The sequence below is a fragment of the Pantoea sp. OXWO6B1 genome (genome assembly GCF_001641135.1).
Classification (GTDB): domain Bacteria; phylum Pseudomonadota; class Gammaproteobacteria; order Enterobacterales; family Enterobacteriaceae; genus Pantoea; species Pantoea allii.
In genome coordinates this window covers 147,036-172,451 of record NZ_CM004290.1, presented here as the reverse complement: position 1 = coordinate 172,451, position 25,416 = coordinate 147,036, and the positions used below count along the sequence as shown (strand labels likewise).

Sequence of the window (25,416 nt, the reverse complement as noted above, 5' to 3'; positions counted from 1 at the left end):
TATTTAATCATGGTGGACAACATGGGCACGTTGCAGCGCATGTTTAAACTGACTGACATCCTCTCTCAACCAATGGCGTTGCGTCAGAGGCAGGTGCTCCAGCGCCTCGGGAAGAGGCACACCATTTAATTCGCCTTGATTGCAAAGCGCCCTGACCAGGCTTGCCTGAGAAATGCCCAGGTAGACCGCCATTTCAGATAATGTCATAAGATCTGAGTGCATGCTTACCTCCTGACCCTGAATTGTTGATGCATTTTTGTTCAATCCCATCCCGCCGTTATTGATCTAAAACAGGAATGGGCATAAAACAGTCAAAGGATTGATAAAATTGCTAAGCTGGTAAGATGGCTCCCAATAACCAGAGATAACACAGTGCAACATTATGGATTGATGGCGCTTTTGCTCGTTTCCTGTTGGGCAAACGCCCATAACATCGTTGTCGGGCAGCCTCTACCGTCGGTCTTTATTGCGGATAAAGGTGAGATGCGGCTCGATAGCGGAAAGATTGACTATCAAAAATGGAACAGTCTGACTCTGACGGGGAAAACACGTTTAATTATTCACGTTGCGGGTCGATTATCGGCAAAAGAACAGTCGGCAGCTCTCATTGACGCTCTTCAGCACGCCAACCTGCCTAAAAAACAATTCCAGACCACGACCATCGTCAATACTGATGATGCTTTACCTGGCAGCAGTCTGTTTGTGGTCAATAGTATCCGCGCCAGTAAAAAAGCATCGCCATGGGAACAGTTTATTATCGACAGTAGCGGTGTGGCACAGCACCGCTGGCAGCTTAAGCCCGAAGGTGCGGCAGTCATTGTGCTGGACCAGAAGGGACAGGTGAAATTTGCTAAAGACACGGCGCTCAGTGCTAATGACGTTTCTCAGGTAATTGCGACATTACGTGCACTGGCAAGCTGAACCCCGGGCGCTCAGGAAAACCTGTCACGCCACAGGCAAATACGACGGAGGTTTATGAATTCTCCACCTTTTCCACAGGCTCAACTAGTATTAATTATGTGGATTTAGCGAGAAAAAACCTGAAACCCTAAATGTAAAAATAACGGGTAAGCCTGCCAACCATGTTATGGCAGATTAAGCGTTTCTTTAAAGGGCATCGCACTTTTAGCGTTGTCATAAATGTATCCGTTGATAAGGACAGCCCGAATGACGGTCTGCGCAAAAAAACACGTTCACCCCACTCGCAGTGCTGCTGAGCAATTACTGGCTGATATTGATCGGCGGCTTGAGCAGTTATTGCCTGTCGAGGGAGAACGGGATTTTGTAGGTGCCGCGATGCGTGAGGGCGCGCTGGCACCGGGTAAACGTATTCGCCCGATGCTGTTGTTGCTCACAGCACGCGATCTGGGCTGCGCTGTCAGCCACGAGGGATTGCTGGATATCGCCTGCGCCGTGGAAATGGTGCACGCGGCATCGTTGATTCTTGATGATATGCCCTGTATGGATGATGCGCAGATGCGTCGGGGCCGCCCTACCGTTCACTGTCAGTACGGCGAGCATGTGGCAATACTGGCGGCGGTCGCCTTACTGAGCAAAGCCTTTGGGGTCATTGCTGATGCAGATGGCCTGACGCCGCTGGCAAAAAACCGCGCAGTGTCAGAATTATCAAACGCCATTGGTATGCAAGGTTTGGTACAGGGTCAGTTTAAGGATCTGTCAGAAGGCGATAAGCCGCGCAGCGCTGAAGCCATTTTGATGACGAACCACTTTAAAACCAGCACCCTGTTTTGCGCGTCTATGCAGATGGCCTCAATTGTGGCGAATGCCTCCAGCGAAGCACGCGATTACCTACACCGTTTTTCGCTTGATCTCGGCCAAGCGTTTCAACTGCTGGACGACTTAACGGATGGCATGGCTGACACGGGTAAGGACATCAATCAGGATGAAGGCAAATCGACCCTGGTCAATTTATTAGGCTCCAGAGCAGTTGAAGAGCGTCTGCGGCAGCATCTGCATCTCGCCAGTGAGCACCTCTCAGCCGCGTGTCAAAACGGTCATTCTACTCAACAATTTATCCAGGCCTGGTTTGACAAAAAACTCGCTGCCGTCAGTTAAGGATGCTGCATGAGCCACTTCGCGGCGATCGCTCCGCCTTTTTACAGCCATGTCCGTGCACTGGAAAACCTCGCTCAGGAGTTAGTGGCTCGCGGTCATCAGGTGACCTTTATTCAGCAACAGGACACTAAACCACTCATTCAGCATCCCCACATCGGATTTCATGCTGTAGGAGAAGAAAGCCATCCGTCTGGCTCATTATCGCGCCTGCTGCACTTAGCGGCCCATCCTCTGGGGCCGTCAATGCTTCGGCTCATCAATGAAATGGCGCGCACCAGCGATATGCTGTGCCTGGCGCTCCCCAGAGCCTTTAACGATTTGGCGATAGATGGTGTCATCGTTGATCAGATGGAGCCAGCAGGCGCTCTGGTCGCTGAAGCGCTGGGGCTGCCGTTTGTCTCGGTTGCCTGTGCACTCCCGCTTAATCGCGAACCGGATTTGCCCCTGGCGGTGATGCCTTTTGACTATGGCACCAGCGATGCCGCACGTGAGCGCTATGCAGCCAGCGAAAAAATTTATGACTGGCTGATGCGTCGGCATGACCGCGTCATTGCCCATCACAGTCACAGGATGGGCTTAGCACCCCGGGATAAACTCCATCAGTGTTTTTCGCCATTGGCACAAATCAGTCAGCTTATTCCAGAACTGGATTTTCCCCGTAAAGCGCTACCGGCTTGTTTTCATGCTGTTGGCCCCCTGCGAGAAACGCAGACGACATCAACCTCTTCGCCGCTTTATTTTTCGCCGTCTGAAAAGCCCCGAATTTTCGCCTCGCTGGGCACGTTGCAGGGTCATCGCTACGGTCTGTTTAAAGCCATCGTGAAAGCCTGTGAAGAGATTGATGGTCAGCTTCTGTTGGCGCACTGTGGCCGCCTGACTGCCTTTCAGGCCGAAGAGCTGGCGCGAAGCCGTCACACGCAGGTTGTGGATTTTGCCGATCAGTCGGCCGCGCTGTCGCAGGCGCAGCTTGCCATTACCCATGGCGGGATGAATACGGTGCTGGATGCCATTAATTATCGCACGCCCCTTTTAGCCCTTCCGTTGGCATTTGATCAGCCCGGCGTGGCCTCACGTATTGTTTATCATGGGATAGGAAAACGTGCGTCCCGTTTTACCACCAGCCATGCGCTGGCGCGCCAGATGCGTGCATTGCTGACCAACGTCGACTACCCGCAACGCATGACGAAAATCCAGACCGCCCTTCGTTTAGCCGGCGGCACAATGGCCGCTGCAGATATCGTTGAGCAGGCCATGCGCACCGGCCAGCCCGTTTTGAAGGGGAGCGGCTATGCGACCGCATTATGATCTGATTTTAGTGGGCGCCGGGCTGGCTAATGGCCTCATTGCCCTGCGCCTTCAGCAGCAGCAACCTGACATGCGTATTCTGCTTATCGAAGCGGCCCCCCAGGCGGGCGGTAATCATACCTGGTCCTTTCACGACGCTGATTTAACCGAGAGCCAACATCGCTGGGTAGCACCGCTGGTGGTATATCACTGGCCCGACTATCAGGTCCGCTTTCCCACGCGGCGTCGTAAGCTGAACAGCGGCTATTTTTCTGTGACTTCGCAGCGTTTTGCCGAGGTTTTACAACAGAAGTTTGGTCAGCACTTATGGATTAGCCGCGCGGTGGCAGAGGTTCACGCCGACGCTGTTCGACTGAATAATGGTCAGGTCATCAGCGCCAGCGCGGTGATTGATGGGCGAGGTTATACGCCAAATTCAGCGCTGAACGTGGGATTCCAGGCGTTTATCGGACAGGAATGGCGACTCAGTAAACCGCACGGTTTATCTTCACCCATTATTATGGATGCCACGGTCGATCAGCAAAATGGTTATCGCTTTGTTTACAGCCTGCCGCTATCTGCGACAGAACTGTTAATCGAAGATACCCACTATATCGATAACGCGACACTGGAACCTGAACGCGCGCGACAAAATATTCGCGATTATGCTGCCCAGCAGGATTGGCAGCTTCAGACTCTGCTTCGTGAGGAACAGGGCGCATTGCCAATAACCTTAACGGGCGATAGCACCGCGTTTTGGCAGCAACAGCCTTTAGCCTGCAGTGGACTGCGTGCCGGACTGTTTCACCCCACAACCGGTTATTCACTCCCCCTTGCGGTTGCGCTGGCCGATCGCCTGAGTGCGCTTGATGTCTTTACATCGTCCTCAATTCATCAGGCGATTACCCACTTTGCCCACGAGCGCTGGCAGCAGCAACGCTTTTTCCGCATGTTGAATCGCATGCTGTTTTTAGCGGGACCCGCCGATTCACGCTGGCGTGTTATGCAGCGCTTCTATGGTTTACCTGAAGATTTAATCTCCCGTTTTTATGCGGGCAAACTCACGCTGACCGATCGGCTACGTATTCTGAGCGGCAAGCCGCCTGTTCCGGTATTAGCGGCATTGCAGGCAATTATGACGACTCATCGTTAAAGAGCGACAACATGAAACCAACTACGGTAATTGGTGCAGGCTTTGGTGGCCTGGCATTAGCAATTCGTCTGCAGGCGGCGGGGATCCCTGTCTTACTGCTTGAGCAACGCGACAAACCCGGTGGCCGGGCTTATGTCTATGAAGATCAGGGATTCACTTTTGATGCAGGGCCTACCGTTATTACCGATCCCAGCGCCATTGAAGAACTCTTTACCCTGGCGGGAAAACAGTTAAAAGATTACGTTGAACTGCTGCCGGTTGCGCCGTTTTATCGCCTGTGTTGGGAGTCAGGAAAGGTTTTCAATTACGATAACGATCAGGCACAGCTTGAGGCGCAGATTCAGCAGTTTAATCCACGCGATGTTGAAGGCTATCGTCAGTTTCTGGACTATTCACGTGCGGTGTTTAAAGAAGGCTATCTGAAGCTTGGCACCGTGCCTTTCTTGTCGTTCAGGGATATGCTTCGCGCCGCGCCCCAACTGGCGAAACTGCAGGCATGGCGAAGCGTTTACAGTAAAGTTGCCAGCTACATTGAGGATGAACATCTTCGTCAGGCGTTTTCTTTTCACTCGCTGTTAGTGGGCGGCAATCCCTTCGCCACCTCCTCCATTTATACGCTAATACATGCACTCGAACGCGAATGGGGCGTCTGGTTTCCACGCGGTGGTACCGGGGCATTAGTGAAAGGGATGATAAAGCTGTTTCAGGATCTGGGTGGCGAAGTGGTACTGAATGCGAAGGTCAGCCACATGGAAACCACGGGGGATACCATTGAAGCCGTGCATTTAGAGGACGGACGCAGATTCCCGACCCGGGCTGTCGCTTCCAATGCGGATGTGGTTCACACCTATCGCGACCTGTTAAGTCAGCATCCTGCCGCCGTGAAGCAGTCGAAAAAACTGCAAACTAAGCGCATGAGCAACTCATTGTTTGTTCTCTATTTTGGTCTGAATCACCATCACGATCAGCTTGCCCACCATACGGTTTGTTTCGGCCCTCGCTACCGTGAGCTGATTCATGAAATTTTCAATCATGACGGACTCGCAGACGATTTCTCACTTTACCTGCACGCACCTTGTGTCACGGATTCGTCACTGGCACCGGAAGGTTGCGGCAGTTACTATGTGTTAGCTCCCGTGCCACATTTAGGCACAGCGAACCTCGACTGGACGGTTGAAGGGCCGCGACTGCGCGATCGTATTTTTGAGTACCTTGAGCAACATTACATGCCTGGCTTGCGTAGCCAGTTGGTTACGCAGCGAATGTTTACGCCGTTCGATTTTCGCGACCAGCTCAATGCCTATCAAGGCTCAGCCTTTTCTGTTGAGCCCGTTCTCACACAGAGCGCCTGGTTCCGACCGCACAACCGCGATAAAACCATCAATAATCTTTACCTGGTAGGTGCAGGCACCCATCCCGGCGCGGGCATTCCCGGCGTGATCGGCTCGGCTAAGGCAACTGCAGGTTTAATGCTGGAGGACCTGATTTGAATAATCCGTCGTTACTCAATCATGCGGTCGAAACGATGGCTGTTGGCTCGAAAAGTTTTGCGACTGCCTCAAAGTTATTTGACGCAAAAACCCGGCGCAGTGTACTTATGCTCTACTCCTGGTGCCGCCATTGTGACGACGTGATTGACGATCAAACCCTGGGTTTTCAAACCGATCAGCCGTCATTACAAACGCCTGAGCAACGCCTGATGCAGTTGGAGATGAAAACGCGCCAGGCCTATGCCGGATCGCAGATGCACGAACCGGCGTTTGCTGCGTTTCAGGAAGTGGCGATGGCCCATGATATTGCGCCCGCTTACGCGTTTGATCATCTGGAAGGCTTTGCCATGGATGTGCGTGAGGCGGAGTACATTCAGTTGGACGATACATTACGGTATTGCTATCACGTTGCAGGCGTGGTCGGCTTGATGATGGCGCAGATTATGGGCGTACGCGATAACGCTACACTGGACCGCGCCTGTGACCTTGGGCTGGCATTTCAGTTGACCAACATCGCCCGCGATATTGTGGAAGATGCGCATGTGGGTCGTTGTTATCTGCCGGCGAGTTGGCTGGAAAATGAAGGACTGAATAAAGAAAATTATGCGGCACCGGAAAACCGCCAGGCGCTGAGCCGCATCGCCCGACGTCTGGTGCAGGAAGCCGAACCTTACTATTTGTCCGCTACGGCGGGACTGGCCGGGCTGCCCTTGCGCTCAGCCTGGGCCATCGCCACAGCGAAGCAGGTTTATCGTAAAATTGGGGTGAAGGTTGAACAGGCAGGAACAGAAGCCTGGGACCATCGGCAGTCAACCACGACACCCGAAAAATTATCGCTTCTGTTGATGGCATCCGGTCAGGCCATTACTTCCCGGATGCGGCCTCATCCGCCTCGCCCTGCCCATCTCTGGCAGCGCCCGATTTAGCCGAATGTCGTTCTCTTAGCGTCGCCTGAAGTTTTGATAGCGGCGGCGCATAGAGAAAACCAAAAGAAACACAGCCTTCTTTGCCTCTTACGGCATGATGCATGCGGTGGGCCATATACAACCGCTTCAGGTAGCCTTTGCGCGGAATATACCGGAACGGCCAACGCTGATGCACCAGCCCGTCGTGAACCATGAAATAGAGCAATCCATAGGCCGTCATGCCCGCACCAATCCACTGAAGCGGCCACATTCCCGTACTGCCCAGATAAATAAGCAGGATCGATAATCCAGCAAACACAACGGCATAAAGATCGTTAACTTCAAACGCGCCTTTGCGTGGTTCATGATGGGAAAGATGCCATCCCCAACCCCAGCCATGCATGATGTATTTATGTGCCAGTGCAGCAACCACTTCCATGCCAATCACAGTAATCAACACGATCAGGGCATTCCAAATCCACAACATAATTTCTCCAGTAGAGACGTCCGGCATCAGGCGTGAGGATTTAATTTTAACAGAGATTAGCCGCGCTATTGGTGGGAAAGAAAAAAGGCGCGCCAGAAAGGCGCGCCGGAGATTAGAAATCGGCTTTCAGAACCACACGGTAGTTGGCTTTACCTGCGCGAACGTGTTCCAGTGCCTCGTTGATTTTCGACATGGGGAAATATTCCACCGTCGGCGCGATATCCGCGCGACCAGCCAGTTTCAACAGAGAACGCAACTGAGCAGGTGAACCGGTTGAAGAACCGGTAACGGCACGGTCGCCTAAAATCAGGCTAAAGGCAGGCACATCAAACGGCTTCAATACTGCACCAACGGTATGGAACTTACCGCGTGGTGCCAGCGCCGCAAAGTAGGGTTGCCAGTCGAGATCAACCGCAACAGTGCTGATAATCAGGTCAAACTGACCCGCCAGCCCTTTTAACGCTTCTGGATCACGGCTGTTCACCACGTGGTCGGCGCCCATATCCAGAATGGCTTGCTTTTTATTGGCCGAGGAGCTGAACGCGGTAACTTCTGCGCCCATCGCATGCAGAATTTTGATGGCGATATGACCCAGACCACCAATACCGATCACGCCGACGCGGCTCATCGCGGTGATGTTATGCATCAGTAAAGGTTTAAATACGGTGATCCCACCGCACAGCAGCGGACCGGCCGTTGCCGCATCCAGCTTTTCAGGTAGTGGAATGACCCACTGCCAGTTAGCGCGCAGCTTATCAGCGAAACCACCGTTGTTACCGATGGTCGTTGTGGTGCCATTGGCACAGTTAACATGATCGCCGCTGATGCACGGATCGCAATGCTGACAGCTTTTCGCTGTCCAGCCGATGCCCACGCGCTGTCCCAGCTTCAGGCCTTTACTTTTGGCACTGTCGCCAAGCGCAGCCACGCGCCCAATCACTTCGTGACCGGCAACCACGGGATAGGCTGAAATCCCCCATTCATTGTCGATCATCGACAGATCTGAATGGCATACACCGCAATATTCAACTTCTACTTCGACATCTTCTGCGTCTAACGGGCCTGGATCATAGTCGTAACGCTCCAGTGCTTGTCCCGCCTGCATGGCTGCGTAACTCTTAATTGTCATTCTGTACCTCATTTAACGCGTTGATTTGGCAGTCAGCGTGTTCGCCACCGTCACGAACTGGCCACCGCCAAGGTGATGTAAAGTATGTAGGGCTGAGTTACTGTCATCAAAATGCCAGCGCCCATCGTAAAAGACCCGACTGTCAGCAGCAGCAGTGACCACTTCGCCAAACAGGGTGTCATATGCCTGCTGTGCTTCTGTTTCCGGCAGTAAACGGCATTCCATCCAGGCGACACAGCTCTCTTCCAACAGAGGCACACCGAAGTGCTGACTCTCACTGGCCTGAATGGAGAACGCCGCAAATTTGTCCTGGTCGCGTCCTGTCGTGCTGCCGACGGCATACGTGAGGTCGACAAAACTTGCGGCGGGCACACAAATACCAAATGCGCCGCTGGCTTCGATCAGCTCACGTGACCAGGTCGATTTATCCACAATGATGGCCACCCGCGGCGGCGAAAACTCTACCGGCACTGACCAGGCCGCAGCCATGATGTTGCGACGCTCAGACTGACTGTCCCGACTGGTAATTAATATCGTCGGCCCATGATTCAGCAGGCGGCTTGCATGTTCGAGCGCGACCGGACGAAAATGCGACATTCAATAATCCTTACGTCCCGGGCCAGGAAAACGCGACGCCCGGTTCCGGGTTGATAAACGGGTTACTCTAGCGGTTTTCAACTCGCATCAGTTTGCCGCTTTGTGCCTTCGCGTTGCAAAATAGTGTTTAAGATCATGATTTAACAATCCTGAAACCTTAAACGTTGTGCACATAAAGCGAAACCGTTGAAGGAATAATTTTAGTCTGATTTGCCGTAACGTAAGAGAAATGAGACTAATCCTTATCAGGGTGGATAAACGGCTCCTGAGGTGAATACCCGGCAGAAAACGCGTAAAGTTGCCACAGTCAGTGAACCCGGAACTTAACTAGCTAATGGGAGTTGGGATGAACAACGAAAAGCTAAGAGCAGAACCTCTCACCTGGGGACAGGGACCTCACCTGTTCGAAATTTTTATTGAGCCCACCTGCCCCTTCTCCGTGCGCGCGTTCAATAAACTGGATGCGCTTTTAGAGCAGGTCGGTGAAGATAAAATGACGCTTAAAATTCATCTTCAGTCTCAGCCCTGGCACATGTATTCGGGCGTGATCGTTCGCTATATCCTGGCGGCTTCGGTGGAAAGCAAAGCGGCGGCTAAAGCGGTACTTCAGGCCGTTGCCGACCATCGGGAAGCGTTTGAGTTTACAGACCATTGCCGGGGTCCAAATATGGACGTCACGCCCCACCAGCTTCTTGCCAGGCTGAAAGAATACAGCGGCATCGATGCTTACGCCGCCTTTGATCGTCATGATTTGCAAGACCTGGTGAAATGGCACTGTAAATATGCCCGTCAAAACGGTATCCATGTTTCACCGACCTTTATGATTAATGGCCTGGTACAACCGGATATAAGCAGTGGTGATTCGGTTGAAGTGTGGGCACAACGTATTCTGGCCTGACGTAATGCTCCAGCCATTCTGGCCCCGCGGTAAAAGGACTGAGTATGACGATGACGCTTGAACAGATTAAAGCCAAATATCCTGACGCACTTTGCTGGTCATTTGGCGATTCTCCCGAGATGGCCAATGCGCTGGCGACGCTGGTGCTGTCCGGCAAAAAAATCGCCACCTGCAGCTCTCTGCAAGGCTGGTATGAAGATGATGTGAAGCCTCAACCCGGCAGTTACAGCATCATTTTAAACGGCGCGGATAAACCGGTTTGCGTCATCAGAACAACAGGGTTGTTTGTGACGCGCTTTGACCGCGTAACGCCAGAAATGGCGATAATGGAAGGCGAAGGTGACCTGAGCCTTGAGTACTGGCAGCGCGAACATCAACGCTATTTTCAGCGTAACGGCGGGTTCAGCACCGAAATGGAACTGATATTCGAAACCTTCCAGCTGGCAGAAGTGATTTAAAAAAAGCCGTTAATTCGCGCCAGCATCCAGCGCGGATTAACGGCTCAGACCGTTCAGATGACGCGCCCATAAGCAGCAATGCTAAAGCACGTGATCAAGTAGCGTGGTGCCATAGGAATTATCTACGGTACAGCGCCATTGATTATCACTTTCCAGCCGAAACACATAAGTGGCACGCCGGGTGTTTTCTATCGACTGTCCCTGCCCATCGGGATAGCGGAGCACCGTCTCCATGATAACCAGCGCGGTTCCTGCCCCTTCAATGACCTCCATCCTGCCCTGCTCCACCACCAGCTGATGCTGAAAATAGTTGGCAATGGCCTCAAAGGCACGGCGAATAGCTACGCTGCCCGTCACGGTCATTCCCGGCTTAATGACCAGGCTGGCATCGTCTGCATAGTGTTTCATCAAGGCATCATAATCACCGGCTGATATCGCCCTGTCGCATAACCTGACAACCTGTAAAACGGGATGGTCATTCATCGGAACCTCCTTACGCATAGCTGGTCAGCAATAAACCGGATGTGATAAGTATATCCCTACCGATGTTAAAAAGGAGTTAAGTATGTTTAGCCATATGGTTGTTGGGACCGATGATATTGCGCAAGCTAAAACGTTCTACGATGCTATTTTCGCGGTTATCCGTTGTGACGATCAGGGCATTGATGCCATAGGTCGCCCTTATTACATTAAAAATAATCAGCGTTTTATCATCACCAAACCCATCAATGGTCAGCCCGCCACCTTTGCCAACGGCGGAACCATCGGCTTCACCATGCCCTCATCCGAGGAGGTGTTTCGCTGGCATCAACAAGGGATTGAAAACGGTGGCACATCGGCAGAAACACCGCCGCAGGTCAGAGAAACAGATGGAAAATGCATCGCCTATCTCAGGGACCCAACCGGCAATAAGCTGTGTGCGTTTTATAATCCGACATAATTTTTGTTAACGCATTTCGTCCACGCTGTGAAAAGACGTTGTGTGCGGGTGAAAGATGGACATTAATCTGGCGGGGTTTCTGCCCGCGCTGCTCCCCATTGCGCTTTCACCCGGCGCAAGTTTCACGCTGGCAATGAACAGTGCACTTACGGCTGGTCGCAAAGGGCTGTTTAAAACCCTGCTCGGCACCGCACTGGGGATTTATACCCATGCTTTACTGATCGGTCTCGGCCTGTCGACGGCACTGGTTGCTTCACCCGCGCTGTTTGGCCTGTTAAAAATGGCTGGCGTACTCTATTTACTGTGGCTGGGCGGGCTTTTATTTATCACTGGCGTCAGGACGAAGACCTTTGCGCTGAACGCGACAGAAAGCGCGGTTACGATCAAAGGTGCATGGCTGGCCAATGTCGCCAATCCCAAAGCTATCCTGTTTTACCTGACGGTGGTTTCACAGTTCGTTGGTAACAGAGCGGGTATTGATGCCTTTCTGACGCTGGCCACAGTGCACATTGCGATCATGGTTATCTGGCTGGCCCTCTTTAGTCAGGCGCTGGTGTTCTCGGCGCAAAAACTGAACCCGGTATCGCTGAAACGCTACGTGAATATGGGTGGCGGATTACTGCTTATGGTTATTGCAGTGCGCAGTCTTACAGGCTGATGTTTTAGCGAAACGGTTATCGACAATCTCACTTAAATCGGGAAGACAGGGGGAAAACTGATGGCACCTGTTCAGCACTGGCACAAAGACGATTATCGCATTACGACGGATAAATCGCAGATGGATATTGAGGCCATTCACCGTTACCTCACCCGCTCAAGTTGGGCAGCCGGTATCGATTACGCCACCGTGGCACTGTCGGTAGAAAACAGTTTAAATTTTGGGCTGTTTCATCACCACCAGCAGATTGGTTTTGCGCGATTTATCACCGACTCCGCGACCTTCGCATACCTGTGTGATGTCTATGTCCTTGAAGAATACCAGGGTAGCGGGCTCGGCGGATGGCTGATTGAATGCTGTCAGTCCCATTCTGTCATTAACACATTGCGCCGACTCTTGCTGTTTACTTCAACCGCCCCCTGGTTGTACCAGAAATTCGGTTATCAGCCAGTGAACAGACCCGATTATGCCTGGACTATAACCCGACCCGACATTTATCAAACCAACCGCAAAGACCAGAATTAATCATCCCGCTTTTTCGTCTGTGTTATCGGTCTGCAATGATTGCCAGCCGCTGACAGCCCCGCGCTTCCAGAGCCAGAGCAGCCTGGGCGGCACGAATGCCACTGGCACAGACCAGAACAATGCGTTTGTCCGCGGGCGGCTGCCAGCTGGCGATATGCTGGGGCAATATCCGCGTCACATCGGGAATAACGCTAACAGGTGCTTCGTCGGTCCCGCGCAAATCGACCACACAGTCGTTTGGGGTTAACAGGGCCGAATCGATAAACGGAATTCCGGCTTTTTCAGGTTCGGGCGCATTGTCGAATCGGAACTGACGCAGTTGCCAGGACACAAAATCACAATTAATCATGCAACCCAATGGTGAAGGCGACAAATTCAACAGGATACTGAGTGCCATCTGCGCCTGTAAAGCACCTAAGGTGGCGACTGCCGGACCCAAAACGCCTGCAGTGTTGCAGTTGCCTGAGGCTTTGGGTAAGTGTGGAAACAGTGCGCGATAGCTTGGCGCACCGCCGCAAAATCCGCCAGCATAGCCCTGTCGCTCCAGCACCGAGGCGCAAACCAGCGGAACACCCCGGGCAAAGCAAATATCGGAAAGCAGGTAAGTCACCGCGAAGTTATCCGCTGCATCGACCACCAGATCGATATCCGTCATTGCCGCCTCAACAATACTGGCGCGCAACGCCACAGGATATACTTCAACAACCGTATCCGGGTTACGCTGTGCCAGCGCGCGTTGCGCGCAAAAAACCTTCGGCTCGCCAATGTCGGCCGTGGTAAACAGCGTCTGACGATGCAGATTATGCAGCGCCACAACATCATCGTCATAAAGCCGGATATAACCGATGCCAGCGCCAGCCAGCAGTGGCAGCAGCGTGGAAGCCAGCCCACCTGCACCGACCACTAAGACACGCGCAGCTGACAGGGACTGCTGCCCTTGCTCCCCGACGTCTGGCAGCATTGTCTGTCGTTGATAACGCGACATCACCGCTCCTTAGCTGAACTGGGCCAGCCCGAAAATGGGCGTGGACGCCGCCGCCATGTCGCGGCGTTCCATCATCCCTGCCTGACGTGCCTGATGTCCCGCGTCAATGGCGCCAGCAAAGGCACCAGCCATGCGCACCGGATCGCTGGATTTCGCGACGGCGGTATTCAGTAACACAGCGTCGAAACCTAATTCCATCGCCTGGGCCGCCTGACTCGGCGCACCGATCCCGGCGTCAATAATCAGCGGAACGTCTTTAAACCAGGCACGCATCGTGCGTAAGCCCTCAATATTGCGTAATCCCTGCCCGGAACCGATGGGCGCGCCCCATGGCATCAGCACTTCGCAGCCAGCATCCAGCAGTTTCTCGCCAACAATCAGGTCTTCTGTGGTGTAGGGAAAGACATGAAAACCCTCGGCACACAAAATACGCGCCGCTTCAACCAGGGCAAAAGGATCGGGCTGCAAGGTGTCGGCATGACCAATCACTTCAAGTTTGACCCACGACGTGGCGAACAACTCCCGCGCCATATGTGCAGTGGTAACGGCTTCTTTAACCGTATGACAGCCTGCCGTGTTCGGTAATACGCGTTTATTCAGCGTTTTCAGAAGGTCGCGAAATGCGCCGCCCTGGCTTCCTTCACGACGTAAACTGACTGTAATAATGTCTGCGCCCGATGCGCTGACGGCCTGTTGCAAAATATCTGGCGAGGGATAACCCGCCGTGCCCAGTAAAAAACGTGACTGCCCGCTATAGTCGTAAAACATCGTTAACCTCCCTGCATCGGTGATAACACTTCCAGACGACAACCGGCCTCAAGCGGTTGGGAGGAATAGCGTTCCCGGGGAATAAAGGTGCCGTTAAGCGCGCTGGCGACACAGCCCGCATCAATATCCTGTTCCGCCAACAATTCAGCCAGCGTCCGGGCCTGAGTCTCAATAGCAAGGCCGTTCAGTTCTATTTTCATCGTATTCCCTCTGACGTAAGTTGTTGCATAAGCTTCTCGGCCATCATCGGGGCCAATAAGAAGCCGTGACGATACATACCGTTGATGGAAAAAATGCCGTTTTCATAACGAACATCGGGCAGATTATGAGGGTAAGCAGGACGCAAACCCGTACCGCTTTCAATGATGCGTGCTTCGGCAAGGGCAGGATGGATGCTGTAAGCAGCGCTTAACAGTTCCATCATTGCGCGCGCGCTGATCGGGCTGTCATCCTGGCTTTCGACCATGGTCGCGCCGAGCATAAAATGCCCTTGCGCTCGAGGTACCAGATAACAGGGAAAGCGCGGGTGCAGAAGGCGAACCGGCCGGGAGAACGTTATCTCATTCGTCTGCAGGATGACCATTTCACCGCGTACGGCGCGGAGTGCCGGCAGGGATTCCTGGGCATGGATACCACGGCAATCAATAACCTTCCCACTGGGTTTACCGCTGTGAAAATTCACGCCAGCATTGATTAAGCGCGTTTGTAACTGTTGCATTGCCAGACGGGGATCAAGATGGGCTTCTGCAGCGAAAAATAGTCCACGCGCAAAACGGTTTTCCAGCGCGGGTTCGATCTCTGCAGGCATCACCCACTGATGTTCAGACGTCATGTTCGCAAAACGGGTTAATTCAGCACGGTCGCGCGGCGGCGCAATCACCAGCGTGCCCTTTTGTTCAACGCCGCTGATGCGGGCCGACCACCATGCGGCGGCATGCTGGCCCCAGTCCACGACCTGCTGCGGCGCACTTTCCGCTTCGCACCAGGGGGCCAGCATACCGCCAGCCCAGTGGGAAGCTGCCCGGCAATCAGGTAACGTGATGATTTCGACATTTTCGCCGCGCTCCGCCAGTAACGTAGCAATGCACAGCCCGGACACACCACTGCCCAGCACCGACCAGCGGCTCATTGCCAGCCAACCTGACAGCGTAAAATCAGAAACAGGATTTTCACATTGGCCTCTCTGTTTAAATCAGAGACCCGTGATACGAGAAGGGAAAAAGCATGAGCACAGTAAAAGCAGGCTCTGCGGCAAGTATCTGCACTGGGCGAAGATACCCGTCTTCCTACGCCAGTATCAACTGGGTCAGGTTCTAAGGGTCGCTAAGCCGCGCATTGCGCTATTAGCCTCTCAGTCTCTCTGGCGAGACTCCCCTGACGGGTTCTAGTTGTATTTTAAGCTGCGTCTTACGTCAAGGCTGACGCAACAATTTGTCATCAGCGTCTAAGGCACATTCAGATAACGCAGCAAGGCGGTCATACAGGCCGCGCCCAAAATAATCACGATAAGCGGGGCTTTACGCCAGGCAAGAAAAAGGGCAAACGACACACCCAACAACCTTGCCATCCCGGCAAAATGCGGGCCTTCAAACAGGGTGGTGGTGGCCGCTACGGCCAGTAACAGCACGGTTGCCGCATCAGATAGCATATGCTGCGTCCGTTCACTGACAGGCAACCTGTTACCCAGTTTGACGCCGGCATAGCGAATGGCATAGGTCCCGGCGGCCAGCAGTGCAATTCCTGCAATAATCATCGGGTGATTCATTTACGCGATCTCCACGTCAGCAGCCCTAACAGGGAAAACAGAACCGGCATCCCTGCGGGAACAAATGGCGTGACCACCAGCGACACCAGCGCACCTGTCGTCGCAGGGATACAGGTGCGGGGTTTACGTAGCGCCGGGAAAATCAGGGCGATAAGAATGGCGGGGAAAACGGCATCCAGACCGATAGCGGAGATACTCGGGATAAACTGACCAATCGCGGCCCCAAGCATCACGCTAAATGGCCAGATCAATCCAATACCGATGCCACACAGCCAAAAGGCACTGCGGCGCTGGGCCAGTGTTGGCTGAGAGATGCCAAACACCACACTTTCATCGTTCATGATGTGACAGCCGAACAGGCCTCGCCAGCCCTGACCCACCAAATCTTTAACAGCAATACCGAAGGGGAGATGGCGTGCGTTAACCAGCAGGCCCGCCGCCGCCGCAGTCAACGGGCTGCCACCGCCTGCCACGATGCCAATAAATAAGAATTCTGATGCACCAGCCAGTACGAGAGTCGATAACGCCAGTGGCACCCAAAACGGAAAGCCATCCGCAGTAGCAAGAGAACCATAAGACAGGCCTACAATCCCATCTGCGATACAGACCAGAAAAATCGCTTTAATCACGCCCTTATCGAGCGTCGTTTTTTTTGCCGGCATCAAAATCAAATCCCATATCGAACGTTTTATCCATTATAATGAACATCCAACATGTATTACAAGATGAACGATACGTTCGTTTTAATGAACAGGATGAATGATGAGTACGCCCATTAACATCATTGCCAATAGCTTAGTGAGAGAACGCCAGCGTACTGGCCTGACGCTCGCAGAGGTGGCCCGTCGCGCAGGTATTGCAAAATCGACCCTGTCTCAGCTTGAAGCCGGTAATGGCAATCCCGGCATTGAAACATTGTGGTCACTGTGTGTGGCGTTGAATATTCCTTTTGCCCGCCTGATGGAGCCGGAAGCGAATCGCCTGCAGGTTATTCGCCGCGGCGAGGGTCCAGCGGTAGCCGCCGAGCAGGCTGACTATAAAGCGGTGCTGTTGGCAACCTGCCCACCGGGCGCTCGACGGGATATCTATTTGTTGCACATCCAGCCCGGTAGTGAACGCTGCTCACAGCCGCATTCGCCCAATACCATTGAACATTTAATTTTAACCCAAGGGCGTGCGCTGGTGGGTCCGGTCGATTCACCGGTTGAACTGGCGGTAGGCGATTACATCAGTTATCCGGGCGACAGTGAGCATATTTTCCGCGCGCTTGAGCCCGACACGCTGGCTGTGTTGGTCATGGAGCACGTGTGAAGGCAGGCTTCCCTGCCTTCGTTTACCCATGCGCAGTCATGACTGCGGAACCCTGTCTGAGGGAAGCCAGTGAGATGACTTGATGCGCGCTCTTCTCCAGTAAGGCGAGGTCATGGCTGACCAGCAAAATGGCACAACGCTGCTTTGTTGCCAGCCCGGTAAGTAGCGCCAGCGTCTGCTGCTGAACAAGCGGGTCCAGACGCGACGTCGGCTCATCGGCAAATAAAAAGACAGGGTCCAGTAGCATGACCCGCAGCAGGGAAAAACGCTGAAGCTCGCCACCTGACAAACCAGAAGCCGGACGGCTCAGTAAATCATGCGCTAATCCCAGTTGCACCATCAGTTCATCACGTCGCTGAACCGTGGCGTGGTGCAGGCGCAGCACATCATCGATAACCTGTGCCATCGACACGTCAGGTGGAAAAATGGCGGAGGGATCCTGATACAGTTTTTGGTAACGTAACTTACTGATCTTGCCGGGCCGTATGACTCTGCCTGCATCCGGTTTTACCAGACCACACAGCGTATCTCCCAGGCTACTTTTACCACAGCCGCTTTCGCCGTAAAGCCCTACGATTTCACCGGCCCGAAAGGTTAAAGCCGCATCGTGAAACAGCCTTTTTCCTGAACGTTTCAGCGAAAGGCCTTCTGACTGTAACACGATGGTTTCATCACAGGGCACCCGCAAGCCTGTTGCCCAGGCCTGCGGTTCAGCCGCCAGCAACTGTTGCGTGTAGCGCTCTTGTGGCCTGCTCAGCACCCGCCTGGCAGTGCCCTGCTCAATGACCTGGCCTTTATGCATCACCATGACATCGCCAGCCAGCTGCCTGGCCAGTGCAATGTCGTGCGTGATCGTCAATAAGGTTTCGCCCCGGGCAACCGCCGTGTTCAACAGGCGACCTATTTCATCCCGTCGAGCGACGTCCAACCCTTTAGTGGGTTCGTCAGCAATCAACATCGTGGCCCCACCAGCACGTGCCGCCGCAAAACAAACGCGCTGGGCCATTCCGCCTGAAAGCTGCCAGGGAAAACGCGCTGAGGCCTGCGTAAGCCCCAGATGATTGAGCACTTCTGCAGTGGACTGCTGGGCGTCATCACGCGTTAATCCCCGTACATAACGGTAACCTTCTTCAACCTGAGCATTAACGCGCATCGTCGGATCGAGCGCGAGCCAGGGTTCCTGCGGCAGTGATGCAATGCGGTGTCCCCACAGCGCCCGAAGATGAAGCAAATCGGTTTGGAGATCATAGTGTTGCCCGTCGATCTCAACGGTGCCTTTTGCGTACAGCCCCTGAGGTAATGCGCCCATGATGGCCTGGGCGAATAAGCTTTTCCCCGATCCGGTTTCCCCGACCAGCGTCATGGGCCTGCCTGGTTGAATGACCATGCTCACAGGCTCGACGATGCAGTGTTCGGCGTAAACGGCGACCTGTTTTATCACCATGCCAGTCATATACGCTCCTTGTTCACCAATAAATTCAGGCCGATCAATACGATAAAAAGCGCCATTACAGGCTGCAGTAAAAGCCAGGGGGCTTCCCAGGCATAGGGAAAGAGTTCTGTCATCATCAGTCCCAGCTCTGGCGTTGGCGGTCGTACGCCCACGCTGATGAATCCCAATGCGGACACCGCCATAATGGCATTGCTAAACGCATACACCGTTAATGTCAGCAGCAAAGGCGCCATTGCTGGCCACAAGTGTCTGCGCAACAGATAGACCATCGAGAAACCAAGCAGTAAAGAGGACTGGACTGCCGGAGACGTAACGACGGGCCGCAAGGCGGCTCGCGTCACACGGAAAAACTCCACCCACAGTACCAGTGAAATACCGAGCCACAACATGCCTGGCGAGTCTGGCGCGATAGCGGCTAACAGCAACACCAGCAACAGACCGGGAAGCGCCAGGCACATATCCGCTAACGCATTGCATATGCGGTCAACCCAGCCACCGTGCCAGGCACTGATGATCCCCGCCAGGGTGCCCATCGTCAGTGCCGTAATGACGCACATCGCCGCCAGCCCCAGCGACAGACGAAGCGCTGCGCTTAAACGGGCCAGCATTGAACGACCAAGGTGGTCATAACCCAGCCAGGCCTCTCCAGTGGGAAGCTGTAACATCTGCAGCAGGTCCTGTTGCACGGGGTCCCCGGAACTCAACAGTGGCACCAGCCAGGCGAACGCGAGCAACAACAGGAGGAGAGTCAGACCCGTTTTTTGACGGTAGGTCATGCGCGTTTCCCCCTTGGGTCCAGTACGTAACACAAACCATCGACAAGCATATTTAAAGTGACAAACGTCAGCCCCAGTACCAGCGCACAGGCCTGAATTACGGGCACGTCCCGGGCAAAAATCGCATGCACCAGCGCATGGCCAATACCCGGCCAGGCGAACAGCGTTTCGACCACCACCACACCTTCCACCAACCAGACAAACTGCATGCCGAGCCAGGTCACGACCGGCACGCTGAGGTTGCGTAGACCGTGCCGCCAGAACAGACGCGAGCCAGACAGTCCTTTCTGTGTCCCCCAGCGATACCAGGTTGCGGTGACGGCCTGATGCGTTGCCTCACGTACCACACGTGCGCCCACGGCACTCAGTGACAACGCCAGGGTCATTGAGGGCAGGATGAAATGTCGCCACTCTCCCTGCCCTGCACTGGGCAGCCAGCCCAGGCGCAGCGCAAACAACACGACAAGCAGCAGGCCCAACGCAAAATGTGGAATCGATTTGAGTATGGCTGCCAGCCAGTTAATGAGCCGGTCCAAAAAGCCGCCTGGATGGCAGCCCGCCCAGAGACCAATCGGTATAGCCAGCAACAACGTCAGCAACAGGGAGAAGCCGGCAAGCGCAAGCGTTTGTTTTAATTGCCAGGCCAGTTCGTTGCTTACCGGCTCACCCGACACCAGTGAATGACCAAAATTGAAGCGCAGCAGATCCCACAGCCATTGCCACAGTGCGCTTCCCTGAGCAGTGATATCCGCCAGTTGCTGTTGTACTTTGGCGACGGCGGCCAGATCGACCCGATCATAACCATAACGCCCCGATGCAATGCGCCAGGCCATATCACCCGGTAACGCCTGCACCAGAACGAAGGTTAAGATGCCGACGGTGAGAACGACAAAAGCGGCCTGGCACAGGCGCCAGCTGAGTTGTTTAAGCATCACTTCACCCATCTCATATCACGCAGACCGAAATGGCGTTCAAAGGGATCAAGCGTTACCGAGGTAAGATTGACATTGACCGCTGCCGATTGCTGATACCAGGCGATGGGGATCACAGGCAAATCACGCTGTAAAGCCGAAGTAATGACCTCTCTGGCCTTTTGCCTCATCGCAACATCATAACGGCGTGATAGCGTATTGAGCGCCTCGCCAAAGGCCTTGTCATGCCAGTTCATCGCGCCCCAGTCACCGCCCTGGGTGCCGTAATCCTGAAGCAGCGTGCCGGTGGGATCGGGTGTTAAGGCAAAATTACGGGCGAACAGCGCCATCTGCAGGCTCCCGTCATGATGACGGGCAGGAATTTCACTGGAGTTGGTTGAATTGATGACGACATCAATTCCAGTCTGACGCAGTTGCTGTTGGATCACCATGGCGATTAACGGCAGTTCCGGGCGATCCGGATAGGTTAACAGCGTCAGTGTAAACCGCTGCCCGTCGCGCACCAGAATCCCATCCCGACCGGGCTTCCAGCCTGATTGTGTGAGTAATGCTGTTGCGCGCTGTGGTGAGAAATCCAGGGCCGGTAATGCGGGATTGTGCCATTCCGCCATTGAAGGCGGAAACATCTGTGTTGCTGCGCCGGGATAGCGCAATATTGCATTGGCCAGTGCGCGACGATTAATTGCCAGGCTTAACGCCTCTCGCGTGGTTTGCTCTTTGAGAAAAGGATGAGTCAGGTTCAGTTTGAGCATCACCGTTCGCGGAACGGAAACGGTAAGAAGTTGCAGGGATTTTTTTTGTGACAGGCGTTGGCGGCTGGCTGCATCAAGGTTAAAAACATAATCGGCGTCTCCGCTTTCGGCCAACAGTGCGCGGGTTTCTGCACGTCCTGCGGATAAAAATTCAGCGTTAACAACGGCGGGTTTATTCCCCCAGTATCCCTCAAATCTTTTTACGCTCAGCGTCTGAGGCGGTTGGAAACGGACTAACTGGAAAGGACCGCTACCAATGATGCGCGTGATGGCGTTTGCGTTATCCCATGATGCCAGCGCCAGAATTTGTGAACGGCTTTCCGCCAGTACCGCCAGGAGCGGCGTAAAGGGTTCACTGAGCGTAATGGTGACCTGTCTGTCTTCGCCGACAATCGATGTTATTGGGGCTTTATCCAGTAAACCCGGCTTACTGCGGGCGATATTCAGTGATTTTACGACACTTTCAGCGGTGACCAGAGATCCATCGTGAAAGTGCGCGTTCGCCCGCAGCCTGAAACGCCACTGCAGACCGTCAGGAGAAGCCTGCCAGCTCTCTGCCAGCGCAGGAACAGGCGCACCTGTGATATCTGTCTCCACGAGTGTTTCAACGACATCCATGCGAAGTAAAATATCGCCGGAAAGTGCAGGATCGGTCCCTTTAATTTCAAAAGGGGCCGCAATTCGAACCGATCTGGTCTCGTCAGCATAAGCACTCAATGAAGCCACTATCAGGCCCGCAATCGCGCTGTAAAACAGGCTTTTAAGTTGTGTCATGATATTTCTGTTTACCACATAATATTTCCCAGAATGTATAATGTTATAACATATCATTTAAAATCAAAACCCATTAAAGCGCAGGGAGATTAGAAACGGGTCAGCCCCGCTTCTCGCTGCCAGTGTGCGTTTCGATCATCCTGACAAACAGTGTTGAAAATTACCTTCATTTTGTTATGTTATAACATTATATATAAAGCTGATTTGAAGGATAACGCATGGCACACCATTCCCTCCCCGACTTCCAGGACACTCGTTTACCGGTTTCTGTGCTGTCGGGTTTTCTCGGCGCAGGTAAAACCACGCTTCTTAACCACATTCTTAACAATCGTGAGGGGCGACGTATTGCTGTCATCGTTAATGACATGTCTGAAGTCAATATTGATGCGGCGTTAGTGCGCAACGGCGGTGCTGAGCTGTCGCGTACCGATGAAAAGCTTGTAGAGATGAGTAATGGCTGCATATGCTGCACACTTCGTGAAGATCTGCTGCTGGAGGTCAAACGGCTGGCGCAGGAAGGTCGTTTTGATCATCTGGTCATTGAATCAACCGGCATATCTGAACCGCTTCCCGTGGCAGAAACCTTCACCTTCGCCGATGAGGACGGTGAAAGTTTATCCAGTATTGCCCGACTGGATACGATGATTACTGTCGTAGATGGTTATAACTTCCTTCGTGATTATCGTTCCGTCGACTCACTGCAGGCGCGCGGTGAATCCCTGGGCGAAGAAGATGAACGGTCTGTCGTAGATTTACTGATTGATCAAATCGAATTTTGCGATGTACTGGTCGTTAATAAAACAGACCTGATCAGCGAGGAAGATCAACAGACGCTTAAAGCAATGTTGCATTCATTGAATCCGCGAGCGCATATCATCACCAGTCATTTTGGTAACGTCCCACTTGATCAGGTGCTGGATACCGGGCTGTTTGACTTTGATCAGGCAGCGCAGGCACCAGGCTGGCTAAGAGAACTTCGTGGCGAGCACCAATCAGAAACTGAAGAGTACGGTATTCGTAGTTTTGTTTATCGCGCCAGGCGGCCCTTTCACCCCGAACGTTTCTGGCATGCTGTTAACCACCAGCTTGATGGTGTGATTCGTTCCAAAGGCTACTTCTGGCTGGCCAGCCGTCCGGAATTTGCTGCAATGTGGTCACAGGCAGGGGCGGTTGCCCGTCATGGACATGCCGGAAGCTGGTGGGCCAGCATTCCACGTGAGAAATGGCCTCAGGATACTGAGTCTCTTAATTTTATTGCAGAAAACTGGCTGGATGGCATTGGAGATGCCCGACAAGAACTCGTATTTATCGGTATAGAAATGGATGAGAAACAGGTGCGTAGTGCGCTTGACGCCGCGCTCTTAACGCCACAGGAAATGGCCCAGGGGCCCGCATACTGGGTGACGCTTTCCGATCCGATGCCGGGCTGGTTTGAGGATGCGGAATCCTGAGGGTCAGATCCGGGGCGCTTCAGATAACCTGCTGTGGTGAACAGTCAGTCAAATCATTCTGTCGCGCAGTCCTTCAGAATAAACCGGCGCACAACGATGCGCCGGTTTTAGCTGTGAATCCGCAGAACAAACTTCAGTAAGGCTCATTAACGGCGGTTTTTCCATACTGTCTGCACATTACAGAATTCATGCACGCCAAAGTGTGACAGCTCGCGGCCGTAGCCACTCTTTTTGACACCACCGATAGTAACGCGCGGATCGGAAGCGCCATTGCCGTTAATAAAGACTGCGCCCACTTCCAGCTCATCACTCATGCGTGCGGCAACCTCTTCATCAGCGGTCCAGACTGTTGCACTCAGCCCAAAATCGCTGTTATTGGCGATTTCCAGCGCATGCTGAGCATCGTTTGCCACTGCAATTGCCGCCACGGGACCAAACAGCTCTTGTCTGAAAGCGGTCATGTCGTTGGTGACATCTGCAAGGATGGTTGGGGCGTAATAATTGCCCTGCCCTGCTATTTTCTCGCCGCCTAACACCAAACGGGCACCTTCACGCAAACTGGCTTTGACCTGCTCATCGAGCTCATCGCGCAGATCGGCTCGTGCCATCGGACCGATGAAAGTCTGTTCATCAAGAGGATCGCCAATTTTGAGTGATTTGACTGCGTCAACAAAACGCTTTTTGAACTCATCAGCGATGGATGCTTCGATAATAAAGCGTTTAGCGGCCATACAAACCTGTCCGGTATTTTGATAGCGGCCTGTTACTGCCGATTTTACGGCCTCATCAAGGTCAGCATCGGCCAGCACGATAAAAGGGTCCGATCCCCCTAACTCAAGCACTGTCTTTTTCAATGCCGCACCTGCCTGTGCTGCGATAGCTGCACCGGCACGGACGCTACCTGTTACAGCAACAGCCGCGATGCGATCATCTTTGATTGCAGCTGAAACGCCTTCGTTATCAACATTAATCACATTAAAACCGCCTTTGGGCAGGTCAGTCGCATCAAACAATTCTGCCATCAGCGTAGCGCTGCCCATGACGTTGGGGGCATGTTTGAGTAGGTAGGTATTGCCAGCAAGTAGCATGCCTACTGCGCCGCGCAGAACCTGCCAGAAAGGGAAATTCCACGGCATGACGGCCAGAATAACGCCGATTGGACGAAATGACTGCCATGCATCAGGAACCTGCGAAGGCTGGTCTGCCAGCATTGCAGGTCCATGTTCCGCATACCAGTCGCACAGGTTCGCGCATTTCAGGATCTCTCCTCTCGCCTGTGCAACGGGCTTACCCATTTCAAGGGTAATCATCCGTGTCAGTTCAGGTTCGCGCTCACGAAGCTGTTGGCTCAGTTGACGAAGCACGCTTACACGGGTTGCCATGCTGCTTTGCCGCCACTCTTTGTAAGCCGTTGCGCTGGTATTTAGCGCTTGCTCCAGTTCAGAAGCGCTTTGCATTGGGTATTGGGCAAGAATCTCGCCTGTTGTGGGATTACGTGAAATCGCAAAGTCAGTCATGGACTTGATCCTTTATCAATAAGAGACGCGATCACCATACGCTGGGATGATGCTGATGAAAAATGAATAATAGTGAGCAAGTTGTTTATAAAAAATGAAAGCAGAATTTATAAAGAGAATGATCCTTTGAGAAAATCATTATGATCGACTTTCTCGCTATGCTTTGAGCAAAGGCTGTGAGGATACTCGCAAGGTGTGCGCAGAGAGGCTGTTTTTTTTGAGTTATCCACTTATACAGTGATTAGTTCCTATATAACGATCATAAAGAGATCCCTTATAGATCCAAAGAGATCCCCGATCGCCGCAGGCCGCACCACACAAGGGCTGAGAGG

General features: G+C 53.3%; 29 protein-coding genes and 1 riboswitch. Of the genes, 13 read left to right on the top strand and 16 right to left on the bottom strand.

Annotation, left to right across the window (positions count from 1 at the left end; all coding sequences use genetic code 11):
* Positions 1-3: 3 nt before the first annotated feature.
* The gene (locus A6A26_RS00850) at positions 4-222 is read right to left on the bottom strand and encodes a MerR family transcriptional regulator (RefSeq protein ID WP_063877030.1); all 219 of its coding nucleotides are present in this window, start codon (positions 220-222) and stop codon (positions 4-6) included.
* A 168-nt stretch (positions 223-390) separates the two neighbouring features.
* Here A6A26_RS00850 and A6A26_RS00845 point away from each other — a divergent pair, with 168 nt between their 5' ends.
* The 6 genes from A6A26_RS00845 to crtB all read left to right on the top strand — a co-directional run bounded on the left by A6A26_RS00845 (position 391) and on the right by crtB (position 6,929).
* Positions 391-921: a YtfJ family protein gene (locus A6A26_RS00845; RefSeq protein WP_063877029.1), complete on the top strand. Its 531-nt coding sequence runs from the start codon at positions 391-393 to the stop codon at positions 919-921.
* A 246-nt stretch (positions 922-1,167) separates the two neighbouring features.
* Positions 1,168-2,076 carry a polyprenyl synthetase family protein gene (locus A6A26_RS00840; protein ID WP_063877028.1) on the top strand — a complete coding sequence of 303 codons (909 nt, stop codon included), beginning with the start codon at positions 1,168-1,170 and terminating at the stop codon, positions 2,074-2,076.
* A gap of 9 nt (positions 2,077-2,085) precedes the next feature.
* Positions 2,086-3,381, top strand: a complete 1,296-nt coding sequence (locus tag A6A26_RS00835; protein WP_063877027.1) for a glycosyltransferase — start codon at positions 2,086-2,088, stop codon at positions 3,379-3,381.
* On the top strand, positions 3,365-4,513 hold the full coding sequence (gene crtY, locus A6A26_RS00830) for a lycopene beta-cyclase CrtY (RefSeq protein ID WP_063877026.1): 1,149 nt from the start codon (positions 3,365-3,367) through the stop codon (positions 4,511-4,513). The genes A6A26_RS00835 and crtY overlap by 17 nt, the downstream gene beginning before the upstream one ends.
* A gap of 11 nt (positions 4,514-4,524) precedes the next feature.
* Positions 4,525-6,003: a phytoene desaturase gene (locus A6A26_RS00825; RefSeq protein ID WP_063877025.1), complete on the top strand. Its 1,479-nt coding sequence runs from the start codon at positions 4,525-4,527 to the stop codon at positions 6,001-6,003.
* Positions 6,000-6,929 (top strand): 15-cis-phytoene synthase CrtB, encoded by a 930-nt coding sequence (gene crtB, locus A6A26_RS00820; RefSeq protein ID WP_063877024.1) that lies wholly within the window; start codon positions 6,000-6,002, stop codon positions 6,927-6,929. Before A6A26_RS00825 ends, crtB begins: the two co-directional genes overlap by 4 nt.
* Here crtB and A6A26_RS00815 read toward each other — a convergent pair.
* The 3 genes from A6A26_RS00815 to A6A26_RS00805 form a co-directional block, all read right to left on the bottom strand.
* Entirely contained in the window at positions 6,868-7,395 is a 528-nt protein-coding gene (locus A6A26_RS00815; protein WP_063877023.1) for a sterol desaturase family protein, read from the bottom strand. The two genes, crtB and A6A26_RS00815, sit on opposite strands and share 62 nt — an antisense overlap.
* A 112-nt stretch (positions 7,396-7,507) precedes the next feature.
* Positions 7,508-8,524: an NADPH-dependent aldehyde reductase Ahr gene (locus tag A6A26_RS00810; protein ID WP_063877022.1), complete on the bottom strand. Its 1,017-nt coding sequence runs from the start codon at positions 8,522-8,524 to the stop codon at positions 7,508-7,510.
* Between the two features lie 12 nt (positions 8,525-8,536).
* Positions 8,537-9,121, bottom strand: a complete 585-nt coding sequence (locus A6A26_RS00805; RefSeq protein ID WP_063877021.1) for a flavin reductase family protein — start codon at positions 9,119-9,121, stop codon at positions 8,537-8,539.
* Positions 9,122-9,467: 346 nt separating this feature from the next.
* On the opposite strand from A6A26_RS00805, the gene A6A26_RS00800 reads away from it, so the two are divergent.
* Together A6A26_RS00800 and A6A26_RS00795 are read left to right on the top strand one after the other, a co-directional pair.
* Positions 9,468-10,019, top strand: coding sequence for a DsbA family protein (locus A6A26_RS00800; RefSeq protein WP_063877020.1), 552 nt, complete (start codon positions 9,468-9,470; stop codon positions 10,017-10,019).
* Positions 10,020-10,063: 44 nt separating this feature from the next.
* The gene (locus tag A6A26_RS00795; RefSeq protein ID WP_063877019.1) at positions 10,064-10,477 is read left to right on the top strand and encodes an ASCH domain-containing protein; all 414 of its coding nucleotides are present in this window, start codon (positions 10,064-10,066) and stop codon (positions 10,475-10,477) included.
* An 81-nt stretch (positions 10,478-10,558) separates the two neighbouring features.
* On the opposite strand, the gene A6A26_RS00790 is transcribed toward A6A26_RS00795, so the two are convergent.
* Complete coding sequence (locus A6A26_RS00790) at positions 10,559-10,960, bottom strand: YybH family protein (RefSeq protein ID WP_063877018.1); 402 nt, start codon at positions 10,958-10,960, stop codon at positions 10,559-10,561.
* Positions 10,961-11,042: 82 nt separating this feature from the next.
* Here A6A26_RS00790 and A6A26_RS00785 point away from each other — a divergent pair, with 82 nt between their 5' ends.
* From A6A26_RS00785 to A6A26_RS00775, 3 genes are read left to right on the top strand one after another with little or no spacing between them, the layout of a single operon-like run.
* The gene (locus tag A6A26_RS00785; protein WP_063877017.1) at positions 11,043-11,417 is read left to right on the top strand and encodes a VOC family protein; all 375 of its coding nucleotides are present in this window, start codon (positions 11,043-11,045) and stop codon (positions 11,415-11,417) included.
* A gap of 55 nt (positions 11,418-11,472) precedes the next feature.
* Complete coding sequence (locus tag A6A26_RS00780; protein ID WP_063877016.1) at positions 11,473-12,075, top strand: LysE family translocator; 603 nt, start codon at positions 11,473-11,475, stop codon at positions 12,073-12,075.
* Positions 12,076-12,135: 60 nt separating this feature from the next.
* On the top strand, positions 12,136-12,600 hold the full coding sequence (locus A6A26_RS00775) for a GNAT family N-acetyltransferase (RefSeq protein WP_063877015.1): 465 nt from the start codon (positions 12,136-12,138) through the stop codon (positions 12,598-12,600).
* A gap of 22 nt (positions 12,601-12,622) precedes the next feature.
* Here A6A26_RS00775 and A6A26_RS00770 read toward each other — a convergent pair whose 3' ends face one another.
* From A6A26_RS00770 to A6A26_RS00745, 6 genes are all read right to left on the bottom strand, one after another.
* Positions 12,623-13,585, bottom strand: a complete 963-nt coding sequence (locus tag A6A26_RS00770; RefSeq protein WP_063877014.1) for a HesA/MoeB/ThiF family protein — start codon at positions 13,583-13,585, stop codon at positions 12,623-12,625.
* Between the two features lie 9 nt (positions 13,586-13,594).
* Positions 13,595-14,353 (bottom strand): thiazole synthase, encoded by a 759-nt coding sequence (locus A6A26_RS00765; protein ID WP_063877013.1) that lies wholly within the window; start codon positions 14,351-14,353, stop codon positions 13,595-13,597.
* Between the two features lie 2 nt (positions 14,354-14,355).
* A complete protein-coding gene (gene thiS / locus A6A26_RS00760; protein WP_063877012.1) occupies positions 14,356-14,553 on the bottom strand; it encodes a sulfur carrier protein ThiS in 198 nt (65 codons plus the stop codon).
* A complete protein-coding gene (locus A6A26_RS00755; protein WP_063877011.1) occupies positions 14,550-15,482 on the bottom strand; it encodes an FAD-dependent oxidoreductase in 933 nt (310 codons plus the stop codon). Before A6A26_RS00755 ends, thiS begins: the two co-directional genes overlap by 4 nt.
* A gap of 137 nt (positions 15,483-15,619) precedes the next feature.
* A riboswitch (TPP riboswitch) is annotated at positions 15,620-15,739 on the bottom strand.
* 58 nt (positions 15,740-15,797) lie between these two features.
* Entirely contained in the window at positions 15,798-16,118 is a 321-nt protein-coding gene (locus tag A6A26_RS00750) for an AzlD domain-containing protein (protein WP_063877010.1), read from the bottom strand.
* Complete coding sequence (locus A6A26_RS00745; protein ID WP_063877009.1) at positions 16,115-16,780, bottom strand: AzlC family ABC transporter permease; 666 nt, start codon at positions 16,778-16,780, stop codon at positions 16,115-16,117. Before A6A26_RS00745 ends, A6A26_RS00750 begins: the two co-directional genes overlap by 4 nt.
* Before the next feature lie 100 nt (positions 16,781-16,880).
* Here A6A26_RS00745 and A6A26_RS00740 point away from each other — a divergent pair, with 100 nt between their 5' ends.
* Positions 16,881-17,429, top strand: a complete 549-nt coding sequence (locus A6A26_RS00740; protein ID WP_063877008.1) for a helix-turn-helix domain-containing protein — start codon at positions 16,881-16,883, stop codon at positions 17,427-17,429.
* A 22-nt stretch (positions 17,430-17,451) separates the two neighbouring features.
* On the opposite strand, the gene A6A26_RS00735 is transcribed toward A6A26_RS00740, so the two are convergent.
* Genes A6A26_RS00735 through A6A26_RS00720 form a run of 4 tightly spaced genes read right to left on the bottom strand, consistent with a single transcriptional unit; the run spans position 17,452 to position 22,116 of the window.
* Positions 17,452-18,882 carry an ABC transporter ATP-binding protein gene (locus A6A26_RS00735; RefSeq protein ID WP_063877007.1) on the bottom strand — a complete coding sequence of 477 codons (1,431 nt, stop codon included), beginning with the start codon at positions 18,880-18,882 and terminating at the stop codon, positions 17,452-17,454.
* Positions 18,879-19,658, bottom strand: a complete 780-nt coding sequence (locus A6A26_RS00730) for an ABC transporter permease (protein ID WP_063877006.1) — start codon at positions 19,656-19,658, stop codon at positions 18,879-18,881. The genes A6A26_RS00735 and A6A26_RS00730 overlap by 4 nt, the downstream gene beginning before the upstream one ends.
* Positions 19,655-20,590 (bottom strand): ABC transporter permease, encoded by a 936-nt coding sequence (locus A6A26_RS00725; RefSeq protein ID WP_063877005.1) that lies wholly within the window; start codon positions 20,588-20,590, stop codon positions 19,655-19,657. The genes A6A26_RS00730 and A6A26_RS00725 overlap by 4 nt, the downstream gene beginning before the upstream one ends.
* Positions 20,590-22,116 (bottom strand): ABC transporter substrate-binding protein, encoded by a 1,527-nt coding sequence (locus tag A6A26_RS00720; RefSeq protein ID WP_063877004.1) that lies wholly within the window; start codon positions 22,114-22,116, stop codon positions 20,590-20,592. The genes A6A26_RS00725 and A6A26_RS00720 overlap by 1 nt, the downstream gene beginning before the upstream one ends.
* 218 nt (positions 22,117-22,334) lie before the next feature.
* Here A6A26_RS00720 and zigA point away from each other — a divergent pair, with 218 nt between their 5' ends.
* A complete protein-coding gene (zigA, locus tag A6A26_RS00715; protein ID WP_063877003.1) occupies positions 22,335-23,567 on the top strand; it encodes a zinc metallochaperone GTPase ZigA in 1,233 nt (410 codons plus the stop codon).
* A gap of 146 nt (positions 23,568-23,713) precedes the next feature.
* On the opposite strand, the gene A6A26_RS00710 is transcribed toward zigA, so the two are convergent.
* Positions 23,714-25,084: an aldehyde dehydrogenase family protein gene (locus A6A26_RS00710; protein WP_063877002.1), complete on the bottom strand. Its 1,371-nt coding sequence runs from the start codon at positions 25,082-25,084 to the stop codon at positions 23,714-23,716.
* Positions 25,085-25,416 lie beyond the last annotated feature (332 nt).